Raw genomic sequence first — 23,050 nt, 5'->3', positions numbered from 1 at the left:
TACAAGTGAAAGGATTAAAAAAATACTGGAATAGCCTTTTTCATGGAAATGTAGACAGAACATTCGAGAAAAAGATGGATATGAGTTTTGTAGTAGCTCCTTGTTATACCCGGGAGGGTGGCGTTGGCATCGGAGGTGCTGCAACCGCATTATACCGTTTAGACCGCATGGATTCTATCATGCAACCTTCCGACATATCATTATCGGGAAGTGCAATGATGAATGGCTTTTATGGGATTACCGTAAAAGGGAACAATCACTTCAGGGGAAATAAGGCTCGTTTGAGTTATCGCTTGCAGTTTCAACATAAGACACAGGACTTTTGGGGAATTACATACGATGCCTGTAATGTGAATCCAATTTCAGAATATACCAAACAACTTATCAACTGGGAATCGGACTACGTTTATAAACTCACCAAGAGTTTTCATGTCGGCGCGGCTCTCTATATAAAATATGCAGATTTGACTAAAATGTCTAACCTCACTTATCTGGAAGGACAAAAGAATTCTTATTTCTTCACGGGAATCGGAGCATCTATCCAATATGACACACGCGATTTCATCTTAAATCCTAAACGTGGTATCTATTTCATGGCAAGAGAAATCATTTATCCGGATTTATTAAGCTCCTATAATAAGACTTTGTTTAATACAACGATGATTTTCGATGCTTTTACCCCTATGTGGAAAAGTAGTGTCCTTGCGTTTGACCTTTACGGACAATTTAATAGTAATAATACTCCTTGGCCATTAAGGGAAGAATTAGGAAGTGGAGATAGCCGGATGCGTGGTTACTATGGTGGTCGCTATATAGACTGTAATCAAATGACGACACAACTGGAATTAAGACAGCACATTTATAGTCGTATTGGTTGTGTGGCATGGTTAGGTTGCGGAACTGTGTTCCCTTCTTTAAAAAAATTAGAGATGAAACATATTTTACCTAATTATGGTTTGGGATTGCGGATTGAGTTTAAACACAATGTAAATATACGTATTGATTATGGCTTCGGTAAAGATACTGCCGGATTTCTATTTCAGTTTGCTGAAGCATTCTAAAAATGTATGTTTGGCAAGACTGTATTCAAATTAGTGATCTAGATAAAAACTCTTAGCGAATAATCACAATTAATGGTTTACTAATTAGGGATTTCAGTTGGTTCTATTGATAATAGTTCATATAACTATCTATATAGCAATCAATTGAAATATGTATTAAGAAAGTTTTTTTGGAAAAGCCTCTTTTTAAATATTAAAACTATATATTTGCCATGTCTTAAGCTTAAAACACAAAACAAAACTATTTTATTAATTTAAAACAAACACAATTATGTCATTTCGTTATGCAGTAAGAAAAAGAAAAATTGGTATCGGTGATGCCAAGGTAGAAAAGTATGTAGCCGCTTCAATTTCGGTAGCGGATATTGATTTCAGTATGTTATGTGATCAGGTTGCTAGTCAGGGATTTGTACCGAGAGGTATTGTAAAAGCCGTTCTCGACGGTATGATCGACGCACTTTGCACATATGCCAGTATCGGTGCGACCATTAGATTAGGAGACTTCGGCAGCATCCGACCGGGATTGAATAGCAAAAGCCAAGATGAGGCCAAGGCTGTGACGTCCGATGTGATTTATCGACAAAAGTTGATCTTCGTACCGGGACAACGATTGAAGAATATGATGAAAAATTCAGGTGTAACCCGTATGGTAGTTGAGTCGGAAGATACTTCTAGTGAAAGCGGAGGAAGCACAGGAAAACCAGGAGATGAAAATGATAATCCGTTAGGATAAAGGAGCGATTTTTCGATAGTAAAAGTATAAGCCGGGCTGCATAAACAGTCCGGCTTTCTTTTAAAATAGAATAAAAATTCGATCATTTTTGCATATTATTTCCAAATAAATCCTTAATTTTGCGCCATCATTGGAATAATTATACATAAACATGAAGAAAAAAGCCAATCGGTTAGACGCCATTAAGATGATTATCTCAAGCAAAGACGTAAGTTCTCAGGAAGAATTATTGCAGGCTTTGGGAAAGGAAGGCTTTGAGCTGACACAAGCCACCTTGTCACGCGACTTGAAACAGTTGAAAGTTGCAAAAGCAGCCAATATGAACGGTAAATACGTCTATGTACTGCCGAACAACATCATGTACAAACGTTCTAACGACCAGAGTGCCAGCGAAATGCTAATGAATAGCGGATTTATATCCATTCAATTTTCCGGCAATATCGCTGTTATCCGTACTCGCCCTGGATATGCCAGTAGCATGGCATACGACATCGACAATCGCGAATGTCCCGCCATCTTGGGTACTATAGCCGGAGACGATACTATTATGATGGTTGTTCACGAAGCGGCATCTCACGAAGAAGTACGCATCTTCTTGTCACAAATCATTCCGCATTTGAAGTAAGTCATATAAATAAGAAATTAAAATAAAGAAATGGATTCGAAACAAATTGATGTGATGGTGGCCGATGCCTCACATGAAGTTTACGTGGATAAAATTTTGGATACCATCCGGGATGCTGCCAAGGTACGCGGAACGGGCATCGCAGAACGTACACACGAATATGTAGCAACTAAGATGAAAGAAGGAAAAGCTATCATCGCCTTGTGTGGAGAGGAGTTCGCAGGCTTTACCTACATTGAGAGCTGGGGCAACAAACAGTATGTAGCTACATCCGGATTGATTGTTCATCCCGACTTCCGCGGTTTAGGATTGGCAAAACGTATTAAAACCGCCTCTTTCCGCCTTGCCCGATTGCGATGGCCTAATGCAAAAATATTCAGTCTGACCAGTGGAGCTGCCGTTATGAAAATGAATACGGAACTGGGGTATGTCCCTGTAACCTTCAATGAACTGACTGACGATGAATCCTTTTGGAAAGGTTGCGAAGGTTGCATTAACCACGATATATTAGTAGCTAAGAATCGTAAATTCTGTATTTGCACGGCAATGCTATACGATCCGAAGTTACACGAAGAAGATAAAATATAAATATACAAAGATATGGAAGCTAAGAAGAAAAAAGTAGTAGTCGCATTCAGCGGCGGTTTGGACACCTCATTTACAGTAATGTACCTTGCTAAAGAAAAAGGTTATGAAGTATATGCAGCTTGCGCCAACACCGGAGGTTTCAGCCCCGAACAGCTGAAAACCAACGAAGAGAACGCCTACAAACTGGGCGCTAAAGAATATGTAACCATCGACGTAACGCAAGAGTATTACGAAAAGAGCCTGAAATACATGGTTTATGGTAACGTATTGCGCAACGGAACCTACCCTATCTCTGTAAGTTCCGAACGTATTTTCCAGGCACTCGCCATTTCACGCTACGCCAACGAGATTGGTGCGGATGCCATCGCACATGGTTCTACAGGTGCCGGTAACGACCAGATTCGTTTCGACATGACTTTCCTGGTAATGGCTCCGGGAGTAGAAATCATCACACTGACACGCGACATGGCACTGAGCCGTCAGGAAGAAATTGATTACCTGAACAAGCACGGTTTTGCAGCCGACTTCGCCAAACTGAAATACTCTTATAATGTAGGATTGTGGGGTACTTCCATCTGTGGAGGCGAAATTCTGGACTCAGCCCAAGGTTTACCCGAAAGCGCCTATCTGAAGCATTGTACGAAAGAAGGTAGCGAACAACTGCGCCTCACTTTTGAAAACGGCGAACTGAAAGCAGTTAATGATGAGAAATTCGACGATCCTATCCAAGCTATTCTGAAAGTAGAAGAAATTGGTGCCGCTTACGGTATCGGACGCGATATGCACGTTGGTGATACAATTATCGGTATCAAAGGACGTGTAGGTTTCGAGGCAGCCGCACCTATGCTGATTATCGGTGCACACCGCTTCCTGGAAAAATACACATTGAGCAAATGGCAACAATACTGGAAAGACCAGGTAGCCAATTGGTACGGAATGTTCTTGCACGAAAGCCAGTATTTGGAACCGGTAATGCGTGATATTGAAGCTATGCTTGAGTCTTCTCAACGCAATGTAAATGGTACGGCTATTCTTGAACTCCGCCCACTCAGCTTCTCTACCGTAGGTGTGGAAAGTGAAGACGACCTTGTAAAAAACAAGTTAGGCGAATACGGTGAAATGCAAAAAGGCTGGACTGCAGAAGATGCAAAAGGATTTATTAAAGTAACTTCTACCCCGCTACGTGCTTATTACGCCAATCATAAAGACGAAAAAATATAAATCACAAGAATAACACTATGGAGAATAATAAGAAACTTACACGCTCACGCAGCGACAAAATGTTGGCAGGCGTTTGCGGAGGCTTGGCAGATTACTTCGGGCTCGACCCGTCACTCGTACGCATCGGTTATGCACTATTAACGATATTTACTGCTTTTGCAGGAATACCTGTATACCTCATAATGTGGCTTATTGTTCCAGAAAAAAGATAAAATAAACATGATAAAAGTAGGAATCATCGGCGGAGCCGGATATACGGCAGGCGAACTGATACGTTTGCTTATCAACCATCCGGAAGCGGAAATCGTTTTTATAAACAGTTCGAGCAATGCCGGCAACAAAATTACCGACGTACACGAAGGACTGTACGGAGAAACAGATTTAGTATTCACCGACGAGCTGCCATTGGACGAAATTGATGTTCTCTTCTTCTGCACTGCACATGGCGACACGAAGAAGTTCCTCGAAAGTCACAATGTACCCGAAGAGTTGAGGATTATCGACCTCTCCATGGATTACCGCATCGCATCTCCCGAACATGACTTCATTTACGGACTGCCGGAACTGAACCGCCGTGCTACCTGTACAGCGAAGCATGTTGCCAATCCGGGATGTTTTGCCACTTGCATCCAATTAGGTTTATTACCTCTTGCTAAACACCTGATGCTGAATGATGACATCATGGTAAATGCTATTACCGGTAGTACAGGTGCAGGAGTGAAACCGGGTGCCACAAGCCACTTCAGCTGGCGCAACAATAACATGAGTGTGTACAAAGCTTTCGACCACCAGCACGTGCCCGAAATCAAGCAATCACTCAAACTGTTGCAAAACAGCTTCGACTCGGAAATAGATTTTATTCCTTACCGTGGCGACTTTCCCCGTGGCATTTTTACTACCATTGTTGTCAAGACAAAGGTAGCTCTGGAAGAAATTGTCCGCATGTACGAAGAGTACTATGCCAAAGATTCTTTCACCTTTATTGTAGAGAAGAACATCGACCTGAAACAAGTGGTAAACACCAACAAATGCCTCATCCACTTGGAGAAGCATGGCGACAAGCTGCTCATCATTTCCTGCATTGACAACTTATTGAAAGGTGCCAGCGGTCAGGCTGTTCATAACATGAATTTGATGTTTAACCTGGAAGAGACAATAGGACTTCGATTGAAACCTGCCGCCTTCTAACCAGTAAACATTAATCATTAAACATTAGTCTTATGAATTTATTCGACGTATATCCCCTTTTTGACATCAATATTGTCAAAGGAAAAGGCTGCCAGGTATGGGACGAGAATGGTACGGAGTACCTCGACCTGTATGGTGGACATGCGGTAATCTCTATCGGACATGCACATCCGCATTATGTAGAGATGATCAGCAAGCAAGTGGCAACGTTGGGATTCTATTCCAACTCAGTAATCAACAAGCTGCAAGAAGAAGTGGCAGAACGCCTAGGAAAAGTATGCGGTTATGACGACTATTCCTTATTCCTCATCAACAGCGGTGCCGAAGCTAACGAAAATGCATTGAAGCTGGCTTCTTTCTATAACGGACGTACCCGCGTTGTTTCTTTCTCCAAATCCTTCCACGGACGCACTTCATTGGCAGTAGAAGTGACCAACAACCCGAAGATCATTGCGCCTATCAACGATTGCGGACACGTAACAACATTTCTTCCGCTGAATGATATCGAAGTCATGAAGGCCGAATTGGCGAAAGGTGACGTTTGTGCCGTTATTATCGAAGGTATACAGGGCGTAGGTGGCATTCAATTGCCTACAGACGAGTTTATGCATGCTTTGCGTGAAGCTTGTACGGAAAACAACACGATACTGATTCTGGATGAAATACAAAGTGGTTACGGACGTAGCGGTAAGTTCTTCGCTCACCAATACAATGGCATCAAAGCCGACATCATAGCTATAGCCAAAGGCATCGGAAACGGTTTCCCAATGGCAGGCATATTGATAAGTCCGATGTTTACTCCCGTTTACGGACAATTAGGAACGACCTTCGGTGGAAATCACCTGGCATGCAGTGCCGCTCTTGCCGTACTGGATGTAATAGAACAAGAGAATCTTGTAGAGAATGCCGCCAAAGTAGGTGAGTATTTGATAACCGAACTGAAAAAATTCCCTCAAATCAAAGAAGTTCGCGGACGTGGAATGATGATAGGGCTGGAATTTGAAGAACCCATCAAGGAATTGCGTACACGCCTGCTGAAAGAGCAACATGTATTTACGGGTGTAAGTGGTACGAATGTAATCCGTTTGCTGCCACCTCTTTGCCTCAGCATGGACGAAGCAAATCTCTTTCTAGAACGCTTTCAGAAAGTACTTTAATATTTGATATTATAATCAGCCAACAAAAGAAACGACCGAAATGAAGATTACCTTTCAATTTCGGTCGTTTTTTATAGAAAAAACTCTAACTTTGCCCCATTGACAACCCTTTTAATAACAGAATGATATGAAAATTGCGATTATCGGTGCCGGAAACATGGGCGGTGCAATTGCTCGTGGGCTAGCCAAAGGGAGTATCATCCCGGCCTCAGAAATAATAGTGGCTGATCCTTCAGAAGATAAACTGGAGCAGCTGTTCCGTGAATTTCCTGAAATAAAAACAACCACAGTCAACCAAGATGCCATAACCGGAGCAGAAATGATTGTCTTCGCCGTGAAACCTTGGTTCATGAAGCAAGTTGTACGTGATTTGAAACTGAAAAGCAAACAGATTCTCATTTCTATTGCCGCCGGAATTCCATTCGAAGAATTGGCTCACTACGTTGCCGAACCTGAAATGACGATGTTCCGCCTTGTGCCCAATACAGCCATCAGCGAGCTTGCCAGTATGACACTTATTGCCAGCCGCAACGCTACCCCCGAACAGGAAAAACTGATAGTGGATATTTTCAATGAAATGGGACTTTCCATGTTAATACCGGAAGAGAAGATCGCTGCTACCACAGCCCTTACTTCTTGTGGCATTGCTTACGTATTGAAATATATTCAGGCAGCCATGCAAGCAGGTATCGAAATGGGAGTATATCCCAAAGACGCCATGAAAATGGTAGCTCAGTCTGTGAAAGGTGCAGCCGAACTTATCCTGAATAATGATACGCATCCCAGCATAGAAATAGATAAAGTATGTACTCCGGGCGGAATTACCATTAAAGGAATTAATCAGCTGGAGCACGATGGATTTACTTCGACTGTTATCAATGCTATGAAAGCATCAAAATAGTTATCTAATCACTAATCACTAAATTACATGGACGAACAAATCAAACAAATTGCAGAACGTCTTCGCGGACTCCGTGATGTTTTGGAACTGACTTCCGAAGATATTGCCCGCGATTGCGATATATCTGCTGAAGAATACCGTCTGGCTGAAACCGGAGATTTCGACATTTCCGTCAGTATGTTGCAAAAGATTGCACGTCATTATGGCGTTGCTCTCGATGCACTGATGTTCGGTGAAGAGCCGAAAATGAGTTCTTACTTCCTGACCCGTGCGGGAAAAGGTGTCAGTATCGAACGTACAAAAGCCTATAAATATCAATCACTGGCTTCCGGTTTCATGAACCGCAATGCCGACCCGTTTATCGTTACCGTAGAACCCAACGATGAACCTATACATTACAACAGTCATTCGGGACAAGAATTCAACCTCGTGTTAGAAGGTCGCATGATGCTCAGCATCGAAGGCAAAGACCTTATACTGAATGAAGGAGACAGCCTTTACTTCAACTCCAAACTGCCTCATGGTATGAAAGCATTGGACGGTAAGAATGTACGTTTCCTCGCTGTTATCATGTAACAAAAGAAGAACTAAACAAAATGAAGAATGAAGAATTCTTAATTCTTAATTCAAAAGATTATGGTAGAAAGATTTTTAGAACAAATCTCCTTCACATCACAGGAAGATTTCATCAAGAATTTAAAAATAAACGTACCGGATGATTTCAACTTCGGCTACGATGTAGTAGATGCCTGGGCAGCTGAACAACCCGACAAACCTGCACTGTTATGGACAAACGACAAAGGAGAACACAGACAGTTCACTTTTGCCGAAATGAAGCGCTATACCGATATGACGGCTTCTTATTTTCAAAGCCTTGGCATCGGACATGGCGATATGGTTATGTTAATTCTGAAACGCCGTTATGAATTCTGGTTCAGCATTGTTGCCTTGCATAAACTTGGCGCAGTAGTGATTCCCGCCACTCACTTGCTTACCAAGAAAGACATTATTTACCGTTGCAACGCCGCTGACATCAAAATGATTGTATGCGCAGGTGAATCGGTTATTACCGACCACATCGTAGCTGCAATGCCGGATTGTCCTACGGTAAAGAAACTCGTTAGCGTAGGTCCTGAAATAGCTGAAGGCTTCGAAGATTTCCACAAAGGAATTGAAACCGCCGCACCTTTTGTAAAACCGGAACACGTAAATAGTAATGACGACATCTCCCTGATGTACTTCACCAGTGGAACCACCGGCGAACCCAAAATGGTAGCTCACGATTATACTTATCCGTTAGGACATATCGTCACAGGTAGTTTTTGGCATAACCTGACTGAGAATAGCCTGCACCTCACCATTGCCGATACAGGTTGGGGAAAAGCAGTATGGGGTAAGCTCTATGGACAGTGGATTGCAGGAGCCAACGTATTTGTTTATGACCACGAGAAATTTACTCCGGCAGACATTCTGGAGAAGATTCAGAATTACCGCGTAACTTCTCTTTGTGCGCCGCCTACCATCTTCCGCTTCCTGATTCATGAAGACCTGACGAAGTACGATCTCTCCTCTTTGCATTATTGCACCATTGCAGGAGAAGCATTGAATCCTGCTGTATTTGACACATTCAAGAAACTTACAGGCATCAAGTTGATGGAAGGCTTCGGACAAACCGAAACAACGCTTACCGTTGCCACCATGCCTTGGATGGAACCCAAACCGGGTAGTATGGGGTTGCCTAATCCTCAATATGATGTGGATTTGATAGACCACGACGGACGTTCCGTTGAGGCCGGCGAGCAGGGACAAATCGTAATCCGTACAGATAAAGGCAAACCATTAGGATTATTCAAAGAATACTACCGGGATGCTGCACGCACCCACGAAGCATGGCATGATGATATCTACTTTACGGGAGACGTTGCCTGGAAAGACGAAGATGGTTATCTTTGGTTTGTAGGACGTGCTGACGACGTTATTAAGAGTAGTGGTTACCGCATCGGCCCGTTCGAAGTGGAAAGTGCTTTGATGACACATCCAGCCGTTGTAGAATGCGCCATTACCGGCGTGCCCGACGAAGTTCGCGGTCAAGTAGTAAAAGCAACGATTGTATTGGCAAACGAATATAAGGCACGTGCCGGAGAAGAACTTATCAAGGAACTTCAAAATCATGTAAAGAAAGTGACCGCTCCTTATAAATATCCGCGCGTCATTGAATTCGTCGAAGAACTTCCAAAGACTATCAGTGGCAAAATACGCCGTGTAGAGATCAGGAAGAACGACGAAAAGTAGTTCTTCCGTTTCCCTCAAAGAGAAACGAGCGTTTCTTGCTGTGGAAACGCTCGTTCCCTTTAAAGGAAACGGCATTCCCCCCTAAAGGTTATCGTTTTCTTTCAATATCCTGCACTCTGAAGAATGCATCTGAATAGCGGGCGCCCCAAAGCTCATAACGTTCCACTTGCTTTTCAACCTTGCGGGCGAAGTTATTCCAATCTTTCTTTTCCAATGGAGACCATACATTTTCTGATAGTGCCGACATACGGGGGAAGATGGCGAATTCCGCTTTCCATGTAGTAGGTATATACTCGGTCCACAAACACCCCTGAGCACCCCAGATTAGTTTTTCTTGTTCGGACTTTAAAGAATCGGGAACAATCTGGAACTCATAGACTTTCTCTAAAGAAAGCGGACCGCGAGGACCGATCTCTATCTGTGTACGGCTTTCTTTCAGATTGAAGTATGACCAGGCAGAACAAGTAAATATAGTGCGGTGTTCCGTTTTCAAAGCTTTTATACCAGAAGCAGGACGACGCCAGTTCATTACAACACAATCTTCGGAGATCCCCCCTTCGAGTATTTCATCCCAACCGATAAGTGTCTTACCTTTCCCATTCACGACCTGCTGTACATAATGAATGAAGTAGCTTTGCAATGCCTTTTCATCTTTCAGGTTATGCTCATGCATGAATCGTTGTGTATCTTCAGATTCTTCCCACCAGCGCTTGGCACATTCGTCACCACCCACATGGATATATTGCCCGGGGAAAAGGTCACAAAGTTCGGAAAATACATCTTTCAGGAAATCGAATACTTCCGGTTTGGGAGCCAATACATTGTTGAACTTATTAAAAATGCCCCAAGTCAACGCACACTTCTTGGGTTCATCGGGAGTTGTACTGAATTGAGGATACGTAGCAAGCACTGCCATGCAATGACCGGGAATATCAATCTCCGGGATCACCGTAATTTGCCGCTCGGCAGCATAATGCACGATTTCACGCACCTCTTCGTGAGTATAATAACCGCCGTATGGCAACGGCTCATACTTACCGGGATACAGTCCGAATATCTCGCCTTCACGCACAGAGCCTTGCTGGGTCAACTCAGGACAACACTTCATCTCTACACGCCAAGCCTGGTCGTCTGTCAGATGCCAATGAAAGTAATTCAGTTTATGCAATGCCAGATAGTCGATATACTTCTTGATGAAATCGACGGGAAAGAAGTGGCGCACTACATCCAGATGCATACCACGGTAAGCAAAACGTGGATAGTCTACGATTTGTACGGATGGCAATATGGGTAATACACCGGCACGGGTAGGCAATAATTGAATAAGTGTTTGTACACCATAAAAAACGCCTGCCACATCATTACCTTCAATAAGGACTCCTTTATCCGCTGATATAGTCAGCTTGTAGCCACCGGAAACTTCGTCCTTCTTTTTATCGACCAGAAAAATCCCGGAGAAGATCGCAGGTTTTGCATTTGGATCAGTTTTTCGCTTACTTGGCTTAGCCTTTTCTATTTGCAAAGGAATACCCAGATAACGGTTCATATAATCCGCCAGATAGTCCGCTGAGAACTGCAAACTTGTTTCTGAAACATGAATCGGAGTATTACGTCCTATTCGATAGGTAGAGTCACCGGTAGTGGAAATTTCCACTGGTTCCGGAATAATGTTGAATTGTCTCTCCTGTGCCTGTACGGCAATTGAAGAAATTGCAATAATTGCAGCCATAAAATTCTTAAGTAACATAGATGATTGATCATTAACATTGCAAATATAGACTTTTTATACAAACCCAATGGATAAAAGACTTATATTTGCGAGAAATTTGAACTTTATCTAAATATTCATTCACTAACAAACACCGACACGGTTTATGGAAAATAAAATGCAGACGTGGAAATGGTTAGCTTTTTTCGTAGCAATATGTTTCCTGTCTGATACAACATACGCGCAACAACAGACTCATAAAAGTTATCCGGAAAGCTATTCGGACACTACTGCTTTTGCGCAACGCTTTATTCAAAGAGTCGGAATAGAAGGTCGTACCGGTTATATCTTCCCAACCAATCCTTTCCTGAAAGGAATGAATTATCAAGGTAAAGAAATGAAAAGCACCTATTCCGGACATTTGAAATATTCATTCCAGGTCCGCCCTAATACAACCGCAGACAAAGCCTATATCGGAGCCTATCAAGGACTGGGTGTAGGTTACTTTGATTTCGGTAACCCGGAGGAATTAGGAAATCCTTTCGGAGTCTATCTGTTCCAAGGCGGACGAATTGCCCAATTCTCTCCCCGACTATCACTCAATTATGAATGGAACTTCGGTATTTCGTTTGGTTGGAAACCTTACGATGAGAGCTATAACTCATCAAACAAGTTGATCGGCTCCAAGGCCAATGCTTATCTGAATGCTAATCTTTATCTGAACTGGGCGCTCTCACCTAAATTCGATTTAATGATCGGGGCTACCGGAAGCCACTTTTCCAACGGAAATACCCGATACCCCAACTCAGGCTTGAATACAGTGGATTGCAAAATCGGTTTGGTATACAACTTTAATCGCAGAGCGGATGAACTTGTCAAATCCTGGCAACGTCCTATTGTACCGTTGTTTCCACGGCATGTCAGCTACGACTTGACCTTGTTCGGTTCGTGGCGTAAGAAAGCCGTAGATGTATCCGGGGGACAAGTCCCTGCACCGGGCACTTATGCAGTAATGGGATTCAGCTTTGCACCGATGTATAACTTTGGTTATAAGTTCCGTGCCGGAGTAGCACTGGATGGAGTATACGACCACAGCGCTAACATTAAACAGGAATACAATGGAGAAGATGACTTCACTGTTCCTTCCGCTCTCAAGCAAATGGCTTTGGGAATATCCGCCCGCGGTGAGTTCGTGATGCCCTACTTCACTATTGGTATCGGCATGGGAGCCAATATCTTGCACAACGGAGACGATCTTAAATCATTTTACCAAATACTGGCACTTAAAATAGATGTATCACGCAACACCTACCTTCACATCGGATATAACCTCAAGGATTTCCATGAGCCTAATTATCTGATGTTAGGACTGGGGTACCGATTCAATAATAAGCGCCCTCGTTTACTGCATTGATTGAAATAATACGATAAAGCAAAATACCATAACTCACTGTTAATATCGAGAACTTTCCGTCTTTAGGAATACGCTACATTTGCATTCAACAAGCATATAGCATATTTAACCACATTCCTAATAATCATGGACAGACGGAAATTTCTAAAACAAACAGCCACTATTACATTAGGTGGTCTTGCTTCAACATCGCTTCTCCAAGCAACTAATCTTGTTGAAGGGCTAAAGTTACCAGGTACCAATTCATCCCGAATGGCTCCACGTGCCATCACGATGTGGGATTTCTCTTGGCTAGAGAGGCGTTGGGCCGGAGCAGGCTACGAGAACTGGGATGTCGCTTTGGACGAACTGGTAGAAAGAGGATATAATGCCATCCGACTAGATGCTTACCCACATTTATTAGCAGCCAATCCGACTAAAAAATGGATGCTGAAAGAAGTCTGGAATCAACAGACGTGGGGAAGCCCGGATATGAACGAAGTACAGATACAACCTTATCTGAACGAATTCCTTTTTAAATGTAGTGAACGGGATATAAAAGTAGGACTTTCTTCCTGGTTCCGGCAGGATGTAGACGACACCCGAATGTTGCTCTCTACCCCCGAAAAGATGGCCGACTGCTGGCTAAAGACTATCAAAAGCATCGAGAAGGATGGGCTCATGGACACCATCCTATTTGTAGACCTTTGTAACGAATGGCCCGGAGATGCCTGGGCACCGTACTTCTCAACTCAACATCCGGACATTAAATGGGGAGAATGGTATAAAAAGGAATCATTAGACTGGATGAAGAAGTCTTTAAATATAATGAAAAAGCATTATCCCGACATGCCCTTCATCTTCTCCTTAGACTCTGACGGAACAAAAGGTTACGATAATGAGGATACCTCGTTTCTTGACTTCTATGAACACCACATCTGGATGGCAAAAGAAAACAATGGGGAATTTGCCAATACAGTGGGATATGATTATGGTCGCTTCACTCCTGAGGGGTACAAGAATCTTGCCCGCAATGGCGAAAGAGTATACAGAGAGAAACCGGAGTATTGGCAAGGATTATTGGTAAAAAGAATCGGACAAATGGAAGGCATAGCCCGTAAGTACAATCGTCCACTTATGACTACCGAATGCTGGTCTATTGTAGATTATAAAGACTGGCCGCTTATGAAATGGGACTGGGTAAAAGACCTGTGTGCCTTAGGAGCAACTACTGCTGCAGAAACAGGCATGTGGGTAGGTGTAGCCACCAGCAATTTCTGCGGGCCTCAATTCGTAGGCATGTGGAGAGATGTCAAGTGGCATCAACATCTTACCTCAATTATACGCTCTGCCAAAATAGACGAATCACTAACTAAAAACAATAAAGTAGCCGCCAAGCTACTAAAGAGGCTCTAAAGCCATCTACAACACGAAACATAAAACAATATATTCAACATTTTATCAAGTTATTTTATGGAAACAGCAAAAATAGCACTCCCTTCCTTATTCTTCATAAAAGACAATCTGGTTGGCAACAATATCGATAGTTCGAGAAGAATATTGGCCGACTTATCTTCTATCTTCGAAGATAAAGTTGCCTTTTCAACCCTCGCTCCCGATACTCCGGTATATGACGTATATTGCCACTTACCAGAAAAAGAAGGAACTCCCGGTGGATTATACTTCGGACTAACCAAAATTTATCCTGGTAAAGTGGGTAAAGAGTACTTTATGACTAAAGGGCACTTTCATGCCCAAATAGACCGAGCCGAATATTACTGGGGATTGGAAGGTGAAGGAATGTTGATCTTCATGGACGAAAAGCGTAACATCCGGGCAGAACGGATGTTTCCCGGTAGCTTGCATTACATTCCTGGCGGCATAGCCCACCGGGTAGCAAATACAGGTAGCAGTATTTTATCTTTTGCAGCTTGCTGGCCTTCGGATGCAGGACACAATTATGGAGAGATTGCCGAACATGGCTTTTCAGCTAGATTAATGGAAACAAATGGCGTTCCACAACTCATATCAAATCATGTATAAAATAGCTATAGACTTAGGCGGAACTATCATAAAAATAGGTTTATTGTCCCATGGCGAAATACAGGATGACATTAAGCTGAGTTCGCAGTTATCAATAGGATTAGCGCCCAATTTACCCCGGATAAAAGATGCTATCAACTCTCTTTTGTCCCGCAACCATGCAACGGCAAATGAGTTGTCAGGGATAGGACTTGCCTTCCCCGGACTGGTAAACCCTATCAATAACAGCGTTATATCTACAAACGAGAAATATGATGATGCCTGCGAACTCGATCTGAATAAATGGGTTTGTGATAACTGGAACGTACCCTTTTATATGGATAATGATGCACGCCTGGCAGTTGTGGGAGAATGGTACAAGGGTGCAGCCTTGGGTAAGAAGAATGTTGTAATGATGACAATCGGTACCGGCATCGGTACCGGAGTGATAATTGATGGTAAAACTCTATACGGGCAACACTTCCAAGCCGGTTCGCTAGGCGGGCATTTCATAGTAGATTATCGGGGACGTAGATGTTCGTGTGGCAATAAAGGATGTGTAGAAGCCTTATCTTCCTCATTCTTCCTGCCTACTATTATAAAGGAACATCCTTTACTATCCGCCTCGTTTAAAGAACAAGCTATTCACTGGACATTCAAAGAGATATTCAAGCAAGCAGGAAACAATGACAAGGAAGCACTCATCCTCAGAAATGAATGTTTGGACATCTGGAGCGCAGCTATCATAACCTATATACATGCTTATGATCCCGAAATCGTAGTGCTGGGCGGTGGAATTATGAATAGTCGTGAGGTTATCCTTCCGTATATTGAAGAAAGAGTTAGCCGTTACGCCTGGTGTCCGTCAGGAAAAGTTAAGATTGTAAGTTCACAATTATCAGACAGTGCAGCCCTATACGGGCTGCACTATCACCTTAATAAAAAACAGAATCATGAAATATACATCTAATTACGACAAATACCCCTTTGTCCGTGTTACGGACAGCAACGAAGCATGTTGGCAGGGATGGAAAGATATAATAGAACAGATCAAAGAGAAACTGGATTCTTTGCAAAAGCCGGTCAAGAAACTAGTGATAGAATGCTATCAGGGAGTAAATGACCAAGAACTTGTCACTGCGTTAGCAGAAGGATTGCCCGAAAGTACCCGTTACTTCTCGTCCGAAGCTATGTTACCTGAAGATGCCATTAATACATTCTTCCACCCGGACATAACCGATGATGAGATTTTCGGTTATATAACCCGCTTCACGATAGATCGTTTCTTTGATGCTTCAAAGACAGAAGCCATGCGCAATAGCATAGACTCGCAAGCAGAAGGTCTGATTATGGTTTATGGCGTAGGTGCGGCATATCTGTGTCCTGATGCTGATATTCTGATATATGTCGACATGGCACGCTGGGAAATACAGATGCGTTTCAGAAGAAATGAGGTAAGCAATATCGGAGTAGAGAACCGGGATGAGCGCCCCTCGCTTCAATACAAACGGGCTTTCTTTGTGGATTGGAGAATATGCGACCGCTTTAAGAAAACCTTGATAGCCAAATGGGATTACGTGCTCGATACAAATATAAAGGACACTCCCAAGATGGCTACCGGAGATGCCATCCGCTTAGGATTGGAGAAGGCAGCAACACAGCCTTTCAGAGTGGTTCCTTTCTTCGATCCGGGTCCGTGGGGCGGACAGTGGATGAAAGAAGTTTGTGACTTGGATAAATCAGCGGCCAACTATGCCTGGTGTTTCGATTGCGTCCCCGAAGAGAATAGCTTGCTACTTGGATTCGGAGATGTTCGATTTGAGGTTCCGTCCATCGACGTAGTATTTACTCATCCGGTATCATTACTCGGCAGACCGGTTTACGGACGCTTCGGCGATGAATTTCCCATCCGTTTCGACTTTCTGGATACAATGAATGGCGGTAACTTAAGCTTGCAAGTTCATCCTTTAACCGAATATATACAAGAAAAATTCGGCATGCATTATACCCAAGACGAAAGCTATTACTTGCTAGACACTAAAGAAGATGCCGTAGTCTACCTAGGGCTGAAAGAAAATATATGTCCTGAGAAGATGATATCGGACTTGAAGAAAGCCCAAGAGTCCGGCAAGTTCGATGCAGAAGCTTATATAGGTGTATATCCCGTACAGAAACACGATCACATCCTCATACCTGCCGGCACCATTCACTGCTCCGGCAAAAACAGCATGGTACTGGAAATCAGTGCTACGCCTTACATTTTTACATTCAAACTCTGGGATTGGGGACGCCTCGGACTAGACGGGCGTCCACGCCCCATCAACATTGCCCACGGAGAACATGTAATTCAATGGAACAGAACCGAGTCGTGGGTAAAAAAAGAGATTATCAACCAGATAAAAGTAATCAGCGAAGAAGAAGGCATAACCGAAGAACACACCGGACTGCATGAACAAGAATTCATAGAAACCCGTCGACATCGTTTTACCCGTCCCGTTACCCACTACACCAACGGAAGCGTGAATGTACTGAATCTTGTAGACGGATTGGAAGCTATCGTAGAAAGTCCGCAAAAAAGCTTTGAGCCATTCGTGGTTCACTATGCAGAGACTTTTATCATCCCTGCTTCTGTAGAAGAATATACGATACGTCCTTACGGAAAATCCGAAGGAAAAGAATGTATAACCATTAAAGCTTTTATCAAACACAATGTATAATGGAGTATTTAATCCGGGACTTTCCGTAACCCCACGTGAATCGGGTATCGGATTTATATACGGAGATGATGTATTCGGACCCGAAGCTGAAAATCGCAAACTGGACGATATCCGCAAAAGTTTACTTGATCCTACTTGTAAAGGTCCTGAGGTAGTATATTCCATTGCTATGGACGTCGGCAAGAAGAAGGATAAAGAACTACTGAAATCTATGAATCTCCTATTTGGTGTAGTCACTTATGCCGCAGACCGTTTAGGGTGTGAACCGGTCCGCAGCCAAGGACATATGCACAAGATATCCACCCGTTGCGGTTGGTCCACTCCCGAAGTGTATGAAATATGGTCGGGGGAGGCCATCATTTATATGCAAGAAACAGCCGATCACAATCCCGGCAGATGTTTTGCCGTTAGGGCCAAGCCCGGAGATGTAGTGATAGTGCCTCCCTACTGGATACATGCTACCATTAGTGCTAACCCCTTGGAACCTCTGACCTTCGGGGCATGGTGTGACCGCGATTATGGTTTTGTTTACGATGGCGTACGGCGTCACAACGGTATAGCTTGGTTTCCGATATTTAATGACAACAACGAATTGGAGTGGATAGCCAATCCCACCTACGAACAATCGCCCTTAATAGAGAAAGCACCGGGCGACTACTCACAGTTAGGCATCGAAAAAGGAAAGCCTATCTATCGCATATTTGAAGAGAAACCTCATATTTTTCTGTATGTTCCAAACCCTAAATTAAAAGAGAATGTATGGACTAAATTCGAACCCTAAAACTCCACCCCATGAAAAACAGTTATAACAAAAACCTTATATATATTATCGCCCTCATCGCCGCTACCGGAGGTTTATTATTCGGCTTCGACACGGGCGTTATTTCGGGTGCTATTCCTTTTTTCCAGAGTGACTTCGGCATAGATGACAGTGCAGTAGAGTTAATAACTTCCTTCGGACTGGTAGGTGCAATCCTTGGTGCCTTATTCTGTGGCAAAATAACAGACCAGCTGGGCAGAAAGAAGGTTATCCTGGTCTCAGCTGTAATATTTGCGGTAGGTGCGTTATGGTCGGGCATAGCTCCTGATATCTACAACCTGATAGCAGCCAGACTATTCCTCGGTATTGCCATTGGCATATCTTCATTTGCAGTACCTTTGTATCTGGCAGAAATATCTCCTGCCAAATCCCGTGGAAAGTTTGTCTCCATGTTCCAGTTGATGATTACAATCGGCGTACTTGCCTCTTATCTCTCCGATCTCTTCTTTGCCAATGAGCAAGACATGTCTTGCTGGCGTCCTATGTTTTATGTAGGTGTAATCCCGGCAATTATACTATTAATAGGAATGAGTTTCATGCCTGAAACGCCTCGTTGGCTTATGAGCAAAGGTCGTAGCGAGGAAAGTTTTTCGGTACTGACAAAAATAGAACCGCAAGATTCCCTGCAAAATACCTTCTCAGAAATGGAAGAGGAGATAAAGAAAGACCAAAAGAACAGTTCTAAATGGAAAGACTTATTCAAGCCCTGGCTCAAGACACCACTGATTATAGCTATAGGAATTATGTTCTTCCAGCAATTCGTAGGAATCAATACCATTATCTACTACAGTCCCAAGATATTCCTGATGGCAGGTTTCGACGGTACAGTCTCTGCCATTTGGGCATCGGTAGGCGTCGGGCTGGTAAATGTATTGTTCACTATCTTCTCTGTGCACTTTGTCGACCGCTTTGGACGCCGGAAGTTATACTTCATTGGATTGAGTGGCATTATCGTTTCCCTTCTGGCACTGAGTACTTGCTTTATTTTTGCGAACCAGATGGCGGAATACGGTAAATTATTGACCATCCTTCTCGTGTTCTTCTATGTCGCTTTCTATGCTATAAGCATCGGCCCGTTGGGTTGGCTCATCATTTCAGAGATCTTCCCGCAACACGTCCGGGGATTGGGTGCATCGCTCGGATCACTATCCGTATGGTTCTTCAACAGTATCGTGACTTTTACTTTCTTCAAGATTGTCAAAGTATTCTCCATACCCGGAACAGAGCTTATGGTTTCCGATGAGAAGATCGGTAATCCGGCAGGCGCATTTTTCTTCTATGGGGTAATAGCATTAGCAGGCTTGATTTGGGGCTACTATTTCATTCCGGAAACCAAAGGTGTTACATTAGAGAAAATAGAAAAGCATTGGAAAGAAGGAGGAAAGCCTCGAGACCTGAAATAAATAAAAAATTATCTTTATGTAGTATTTCTTATATCAGCTACCGCACTTTCGCCTCAAGTAGATATCGCTACAGAGCGGCGCTGGAACCTTTATTCCGGTACATTGGCCGAAGATACGCCACGCGACATGCGTTGCTATCAAGATATTGATGGGAATGTGTATGACTTTGCGTATGGTCTGAATTGGTCGGGCGTTATCAACGACGAGCGCACAGCAAAGTACCAATAAGCCCAAGCCAAAACACGGATCTCAACGGTGTATTTTACATGAATCAACCATTTGAAATGCCACTTTGCACCGTAAAGGGGAAGACAATACAAATGTAAACTAATCATGACCGCATGAATTCACGGATATTATGATTAGTGTTCATATAAAAAGCGAAAGCCTCTTAATCATACGATTAAGAGGCTTTCTTGGTACTCGAAGCGGGACTTGAACCCGCACAGCCGCAATGGCCAAAGGATTTTAAGTCCTTCGTGTCTACCATTCCACCATTCGAGCATCCTGTGTGGAGAGCGGAAAACGAGACTCGAACTCGCGACCCTAACCTTGGCAAGGTTATGCTCTACCAACTGAGCTATTTCCGCAGGTATTTTGGAGAACGGGTGCAAAGATAAAAAGTTTCCTCATTACAGCCAAACTTTTTAATTGGAAAAGTTAAACTTTATCTGCATTTACCCTGTAAAACATCAGTCTCCAACGACTACCGTCCCAATAAAGACTTCTCTGCTGCTTCCATTCCATAGAAGTTGAAGCCATCTACTACCTGCTGCATCAATGCAGAAATTTCATCATTACAGAGATTACCAATACTACCTTCGTGAGTATGGTGGACTTCTTTACTATGAGAGAACCTTCCGGCTTCTATATCTAATCCTACTTTCTTATAAGCATCTCGGAAAGGCATGCCTTCACGAGCCAAGCGGTTCACTTCCTCCACACTGAAAATAAGCAGATACTTATCGTCATCCAATATGTGTTCGTTCACCTTGATCTCATTCATAATGTATGTAGTCATCTGCAAGCAATCCTTTAATTCTTGAAAAGCAGGAAGAAAGACCTCCTTGATAATCTGCAAGTCACGGAAATAGCCTGACGGCAGATTATTGGCAATCATCATTATCTGCTGAGGCAAGGATTGTAATTTATTGCATTTGGCACGGGTCAATTCAAATACATCCGGGTTCTTCTTATGTGGCATAATGCTGGAACCGGTAGTACATTCATCGGGCAACTTTACAAAACCGAAGTTCTGACTATTGAACATACAGGCATCAAATGCCAACTTGGAGATAGTGCCCGCAATGCTAGCCAAAGCAAAAGCAACATTACGTTCCATCTTGCCACGTCCCATCTGAGCATATACCACATTATAATTCATTGAATCGAATCCCAGAAGCTCCGTCGTCATCGTACGGTTCAACGGAAACGATGAACCATATCCGGCTGCTGATCCCAATGGATTACGGTTGCACATTTTAAAGGCAGCCTGAAGAAACAGCATATCATCTACCAACCCTTCGGCATAAGCACCAAACCATAGTCCAAAAGACGAAGGCATAGCTATCTGCAAGTGGGTATAACCCGGCATCAATATGTTCTTATAACGATTGCTTTGCACAATAAGTACATGGAATAACTGTTCTACTGCCTCGGCTATCTCTTTGATCTGCGCACGGGTGAATAGTTTCAGGTCAAGCAAAACCTGGTCGTTACGCGAACGTCCGCTATGGATTTTCTTACCTACATCACCCAATTTACGCGTCAGCATAAGTTCTACCTGAGAGTGTACATCTTCTACACCTTCCTCTATTACAAACTCCCCACTTTCTGCCGTCGCATAGATATTCTTCAATTCAGCAATCAGTTGCGACAGTTCTTCTTTTGTCAGCAGACCAATACTTTCGAGCATCGTGATATGGGCCATAGATCCAATTACATCATGTTTTGCCAAATACAGATCCATTTCACGATCACGCCCCACAGTGAAGCGCTCGATATCTTTATTTACCTGAACGGATTTCTCCCAAAGTTTCTGAGCCACGATAATAATGTTTAATAATTAATCATTGCCAAAGTATCTGCCATCTTCTCCAATCCTTCTTGCAAAGGTTTCTGCACCATAGTTTTCATAAATGGATTCAATTCCATGCCGATGGTCAGTTTCATCTTGCATTCGGTATCGGTCACCGGAACAATCTGAATCCATAAATTAAAGGGCAATGGAGAAGTCGTAGTAGCGAATTTGATACACTTAAAGGGTTCTTTCTCTACTATCTGCAAAGTAATTTTTCCTACAGGAGCCACTTCTATAGACATGCTTTCTGCATCAAAACTCAAGTTTTTTACTTTGTCTTCAGGAAGGCGGTCTTTCACCTTTTCCAAGTTATTCAAATCGGAAAGTTTTTCGTAAACAGCTTCCTGAGAAGCCGGTATTACTTTCACTTCGCTCTCAAATTTCGTCATATCCTAATCATATTTAAAAGACAAAAAGAACTATTCGGACAGAATCTATCCGAATGGCTCTTTCATCATACTTATATAATAAAAACAACAAGTCTTATTTTCCGGATTCCCAATGTGCAGGGTCTTTCCGCCATTCATTCAGCGTTTCTACATCTTCTTCCTCAATGTAACCCGTACGCAATGCAACTTCCATTACAGCTTCGTAATTGGTCAAAGTCACCAAAGTTACCTTGGCATCCTTAAATGCTTTTTCAGCAACCGGGAAACCATAAGTGTAAGCGGCAACCATACCAATAACCTCACATCCGTCACGACGAATAGCTTCTACAGCCTTCAAGCTACTTCCGCCAGTAGAAATCAAATCCTCTACAACCACCACTTTCATGCCGGGACGAAGTTCACCTTCAATCAAATTCTCCAATCCATGGTCTTTCGGAGTGGAGCGTACATATACAAACGGGAGGTTTAATGCGTCAGCCACCAATGCCCCTTGGGGAATGGCACCTGTTGCCACACCGGCAATAGCATCTACCTGTCCGAAACGTTCCAAAATCAGACGCGTAATTTCGACTTTCACAAAATTACGGAGAGAAGGATAAGAAAGGGTTTTGCGGTTATCACAATAAAACGGAGATTTCCAACCAGATGCCCAAGTAAAGGGGTTAGCCGGTTGTAATTTAATCGCTTTAATCTTCAGCAACTTTTCTGCAAACAATCTTTCTAAATTTTTCATAGCGAAACTTACTATTATG

At 43.1% G+C, this 23,050-nt stretch carries 23 protein-coding genes and 2 tRNA genes; 19 read left to right on the top strand and 6 right to left on the bottom strand.

Annotated features, from left to right (window positions below; genetic code table 11):
• The first annotated feature begins 5 nt into the window (after nucleotides 1-5).
• The 11 genes from Q1W14_RS17010 (at nucleotide 6) to Q1W14_RS16960 (ending at nucleotide 9,766) form a co-directional block, all read left to right on the top strand.
• Nucleotides 6-1,061, top strand: a complete 1,056-nt coding sequence (locus Q1W14_RS17010) for a BamA/TamA family outer membrane protein (RefSeq protein ID WP_300703571.1) — start codon at nucleotides 6-8, stop codon at nucleotides 1,059-1,061.
• Between the two features lie 271 nt (nucleotides 1,062-1,332).
• The gene (locus Q1W14_RS17005; protein ID WP_300703570.1) at nucleotides 1,333-1,794 is read left to right on the top strand and encodes a DNA-binding protein; all 462 of its coding nucleotides are present in this window, start codon (nucleotides 1,333-1,335) and stop codon (nucleotides 1,792-1,794) included.
• A 151-nt stretch (nucleotides 1,795-1,945) separates the two neighbouring features.
• On the top strand, nucleotides 1,946-2,419 hold the full coding sequence (gene argR, locus Q1W14_RS17000; RefSeq protein WP_294594191.1) for an arginine repressor: 474 nt from the start codon (nucleotides 1,946-1,948) through the stop codon (nucleotides 2,417-2,419).
• A gap of 30 nt (nucleotides 2,420-2,449) precedes the next feature.
• On the top strand, nucleotides 2,450-3,007 hold the full coding sequence (locus tag Q1W14_RS16995; protein WP_300703569.1) for a GNAT family N-acetyltransferase: 558 nt from the start codon (nucleotides 2,450-2,452) through the stop codon (nucleotides 3,005-3,007).
• Nucleotides 3,008-3,019: 12 nt separating this feature from the next.
• Entirely contained in the window at nucleotides 3,020-4,228 is a 1,209-nt protein-coding gene (locus Q1W14_RS16990) for an argininosuccinate synthase domain-containing protein (protein WP_294594186.1), read from the top strand.
• Nucleotides 4,229-4,245: 17 nt separating this feature from the next.
• Nucleotides 4,246-4,440, top strand: a complete 195-nt coding sequence (locus Q1W14_RS16985; protein WP_300703568.1) for a PspC domain-containing protein — start codon at nucleotides 4,246-4,248, stop codon at nucleotides 4,438-4,440.
• Between the two features lie 7 nt (nucleotides 4,441-4,447).
• A complete protein-coding gene (gene argC / locus Q1W14_RS16980) occupies nucleotides 4,448-5,416 on the top strand; it encodes an N-acetyl-gamma-glutamyl-phosphate reductase (protein WP_300703567.1) in 969 nt (322 codons plus the stop codon).
• 32 nt (nucleotides 5,417-5,448) lie between these two features.
• On the top strand, nucleotides 5,449-6,573 hold the full coding sequence (locus Q1W14_RS16975) for an aspartate aminotransferase family protein (RefSeq protein ID WP_300703566.1): 1,125 nt from the start codon (nucleotides 5,449-5,451) through the stop codon (nucleotides 6,571-6,573).
• 127 nt (nucleotides 6,574-6,700) lie between these two features.
• Entirely contained in the window at nucleotides 6,701-7,474 is a 774-nt protein-coding gene (proC, locus tag Q1W14_RS16970; RefSeq protein ID WP_300703565.1) for a pyrroline-5-carboxylate reductase, read from the top strand.
• 27 nt (nucleotides 7,475-7,501) lie between these two features.
• The gene (locus tag Q1W14_RS16965; RefSeq protein ID WP_300703564.1) at nucleotides 7,502-8,050 is read left to right on the top strand and encodes a cupin domain-containing protein; all 549 of its coding nucleotides are present in this window, start codon (nucleotides 7,502-7,504) and stop codon (nucleotides 8,048-8,050) included.
• A 60-nt stretch (nucleotides 8,051-8,110) separates the two neighbouring features.
• The gene (locus Q1W14_RS16960) at nucleotides 8,111-9,766 is read left to right on the top strand and encodes an AMP-binding protein (RefSeq protein ID WP_300703563.1); all 1,656 of its coding nucleotides are present in this window, start codon (nucleotides 8,111-8,113) and stop codon (nucleotides 9,764-9,766) included.
• Nucleotides 9,767-9,854: 88 nt separating this feature from the next.
• Here Q1W14_RS16960 and Q1W14_RS16955 read toward each other — a convergent pair whose 3' ends face one another.
• The gene (locus Q1W14_RS16955; RefSeq protein ID WP_300703562.1) at nucleotides 9,855-11,495 is read right to left on the bottom strand and encodes a beta-N-acetylhexosaminidase; all 1,641 of its coding nucleotides are present in this window, start codon (nucleotides 11,493-11,495) and stop codon (nucleotides 9,855-9,857) included.
• A 145-nt stretch (nucleotides 11,496-11,640) separates the two neighbouring features.
• Here Q1W14_RS16955 and Q1W14_RS16950 point away from each other — a divergent pair, with 145 nt between their 5' ends.
• The 8 genes from Q1W14_RS16950 to Q1W14_RS16915 all read left to right on the top strand — a co-directional run bounded on the left by Q1W14_RS16950 (nucleotide 11,641) and on the right by Q1W14_RS16915 (nucleotide 20,057).
• Nucleotides 11,641-12,888 carry an acyloxyacyl hydrolase gene (locus Q1W14_RS16950; RefSeq protein WP_300703561.1) on the top strand — a complete coding sequence of 416 codons (1,248 nt, stop codon included), beginning with the start codon at nucleotides 11,641-11,643 and terminating at the stop codon, nucleotides 12,886-12,888.
• A gap of 126 nt (nucleotides 12,889-13,014) precedes the next feature.
• The gene (locus Q1W14_RS16945; RefSeq protein WP_300703560.1) at nucleotides 13,015-14,283 is read left to right on the top strand and encodes a cellulase-like family protein; all 1,269 of its coding nucleotides are present in this window, start codon (nucleotides 13,015-13,017) and stop codon (nucleotides 14,281-14,283) included.
• 57 nt (nucleotides 14,284-14,340) lie between these two features.
• On the top strand, nucleotides 14,341-14,910 hold the full coding sequence (locus Q1W14_RS16940) for a glucose-6-phosphate isomerase family protein (RefSeq protein ID WP_300703559.1): 570 nt from the start codon (nucleotides 14,341-14,343) through the stop codon (nucleotides 14,908-14,910).
• Complete coding sequence (locus tag Q1W14_RS16935; RefSeq protein ID WP_300703558.1) at nucleotides 14,903-15,859, top strand: ROK family protein; 957 nt, start codon at nucleotides 14,903-14,905, stop codon at nucleotides 15,857-15,859. The genes Q1W14_RS16940 and Q1W14_RS16935 overlap by 8 nt, the downstream gene beginning before the upstream one ends.
• Nucleotides 15,843-17,606 carry a class I mannose-6-phosphate isomerase gene (locus tag Q1W14_RS16930; protein ID WP_300703556.1) on the top strand — a complete coding sequence of 588 codons (1,764 nt, stop codon included), beginning with the start codon at nucleotides 15,843-15,845 and terminating at the stop codon, nucleotides 17,604-17,606. Before Q1W14_RS16935 ends, Q1W14_RS16930 begins: the two co-directional genes overlap by 17 nt.
• Complete coding sequence (locus Q1W14_RS16925; RefSeq protein ID WP_300703554.1) at nucleotides 17,599-18,387, top strand: glucose-6-phosphate isomerase family protein; 789 nt, start codon at nucleotides 17,599-17,601, stop codon at nucleotides 18,385-18,387. Before Q1W14_RS16930 ends, Q1W14_RS16925 begins: the two co-directional genes overlap by 8 nt.
• Before the next feature lie 11 nt (nucleotides 18,388-18,398).
• Nucleotides 18,399-19,829, top strand: coding sequence for a sugar porter family MFS transporter (locus Q1W14_RS16920; protein WP_300703553.1), 1,431 nt, complete (start codon nucleotides 18,399-18,401; stop codon nucleotides 19,827-19,829).
• Nucleotides 19,830-19,931: 102 nt separating this feature from the next.
• Nucleotides 19,932-20,057: a hypothetical protein gene (locus Q1W14_RS16915; protein ID WP_300703551.1), complete on the top strand. Its 126-nt coding sequence runs from the start codon at nucleotides 19,932-19,934 to the stop codon at nucleotides 20,055-20,057.
• Nucleotides 20,058-20,246: 189 nt separating this feature from the next.
• Here Q1W14_RS16915 and Q1W14_RS16910 read toward each other — a convergent pair.
• The 5 genes from Q1W14_RS16910 to pyrE all read right to left on the bottom strand — a co-directional run bounded on the left by Q1W14_RS16910 (nucleotide 20,247) and on the right by pyrE (nucleotide 23,031).
• Nucleotides 20,247-20,333, bottom strand: a tRNA-Leu gene (locus tag Q1W14_RS16910).
• Between the two features lie 13 nt (nucleotides 20,334-20,346).
• Nucleotides 20,347-20,419, bottom strand: a tRNA-Gly gene (locus Q1W14_RS16905).
• Between the two features lie 116 nt (nucleotides 20,420-20,535).
• Nucleotides 20,536-21,876 carry an argininosuccinate lyase gene (gene argH / locus Q1W14_RS16900; protein WP_300703550.1) on the bottom strand — a complete coding sequence of 447 codons (1,341 nt, stop codon included), beginning with the start codon at nucleotides 21,874-21,876 and terminating at the stop codon, nucleotides 20,536-20,538.
• A gap of 11 nt (nucleotides 21,877-21,887) precedes the next feature.
• Nucleotides 21,888-22,298, bottom strand: a complete 411-nt coding sequence (locus Q1W14_RS16895; protein WP_300703549.1) for an SRPBCC family protein — start codon at nucleotides 22,296-22,298, stop codon at nucleotides 21,888-21,890.
• A gap of 94 nt (nucleotides 22,299-22,392) precedes the next feature.
• Nucleotides 22,393-23,031 (bottom strand): orotate phosphoribosyltransferase, encoded by a 639-nt coding sequence (gene pyrE / locus Q1W14_RS16890; protein ID WP_294593123.1) that lies wholly within the window; start codon nucleotides 23,029-23,031, stop codon nucleotides 22,393-22,395.
• Nucleotides 23,032-23,050: the final 19 nt, after the last annotated feature.

It is taken from the genome of Bacteroides sp., from assembly GCF_030151085.1.
Taxonomy (GTDB): Bacteria; Bacteroidota; Bacteroidia; order Bacteroidales; family Bacteroidaceae; genus Bacteroides.
The sequence above is the reverse complement of the archived record's forward strand: the minus strand, read 5'-3'. Positions and strand labels throughout refer to the sequence as shown.